This is a genomic window from Luteibacter sp. P4_E6 (assembly GCF_056401535.1).
In genome coordinates this window covers 1-1,159 of record NZ_JBFUJE010000848.1, presented here as the reverse complement: position 1 = coordinate 1,159, position 1,159 = coordinate 1, and the positions used below count along the sequence as shown (strand labels likewise).

At 60.9% G+C, this 1,159-nt stretch carries 2 protein-coding genes; both read right to left on the bottom strand.

Annotated elements, in window-relative coordinates:
• Window positions 1-200: 200 nt before the first annotated feature.
• Window positions 201-371 carry a hypothetical protein gene (locus AC1DT2_RS24040; protein WP_477299216.1) on the bottom strand — a complete coding sequence of 57 codons (171 nt, stop codon included), beginning with the start codon at window positions 369-371 and terminating at the stop codon, window positions 201-203.
• A 45-nt stretch (window positions 372-416) separates the two neighbouring features.
• Window positions 417-1,159 (bottom strand): lyase family protein (locus tag AC1DT2_RS24035; RefSeq protein ID WP_477299214.1); only part of this gene is annotated, 743 nt, incomplete at its 5' end.

Here is a 1,159-nt window from a genome sequence, read left to right as displayed (position 1 = left end):
TCGATGCATTGACCGTCATGGGCGTTCAATGCGCGTCACGAGCGCATCTCAAGATGGAGTGGGACCGGGTTTGAGGGCGGTCGTCATCGCCCTTTGATGTGACTGCGCGTACGTTGTAGCCATATAACGCGTGGTCGTTATCTCCGGAGCCACCCATGAAACGCCTGTTTCTACTCGCTATCCTCTTGTCTTCCGTATTCTCACTGAGCGGCTGCCTCATCCGTGATCATCGCGATGGTGGCCCGGATCGCTATAACAACGGTCCCAATCATCACTGCGACGATCGTGGCAATCGTGACAATAGTTGTGACGACCACGATCACCATTGACGCCTGACGCCTGACGCCCGATGGCAAGAAATAGCCCGACATGTGAATGCCGGGCTTTTCTACTTTACGGGCGCGGTGCGAGTTTGATCAGATCGCTTTGGCTAGCTTGTCCGCAAGGCCGATGTACGACGCAGGCGTCAACTCAGCCAGTGCCTGCTTCGCATCGGCAGGCAGGTCGAGGCCAGCAATGAAGGCACGCATCGAATCCTTCGTGATGCCCTGGCCGCGCGTGAGCGCCTTGAGCTGCTCGTACGGTTCCGGCAGGCCGAAGCGACGCATGACGGTCTGGACGGCTTCCGCGAGGACTTCCCAGCTGTTGTCGAGATCAGCGGCGACGCGCTCGGCGTTGACGTTGAGCTTGCCCAGACCCTTCAGCAGCGACTCGATCGCGACCAGCGAATGGCCGTAAGCCGTGCCGAGTGCACGCAGCACGGTGGAGTCGGTGAGATCGCGCTGCCAGCGGCTGATCGGGAGCTTCTCGGCGAAGTGGCCGAGCAGGGCGTTGGCGAGACCGAAGTTGCCTTCGGCATTCTCGAAGTCGATCGGGTTGACCTTGTGCGGCATCGTGGACGAACCGACTTCGCCCGCCTTGAGCGCCTGGCGGAAGTAGCCCAGCGAGATGTAGCCCCAGATGTCGCGCGCGAGGTCGATAAGAATGATGTTGATCCGGCGGAGTACGTCGGCGAATTCGGCGATGCCGTCGTGCGGCTCGATCTGCGTCGTGTACGGATTGAACGTAAGGCCGAGGCCGTCGACGAAGTTCGACGCGAGCGCCGGCCAGTCGACCGCCGGATAGGCGATGACGTGGGCGTTGTAGTTACCGACGGCAC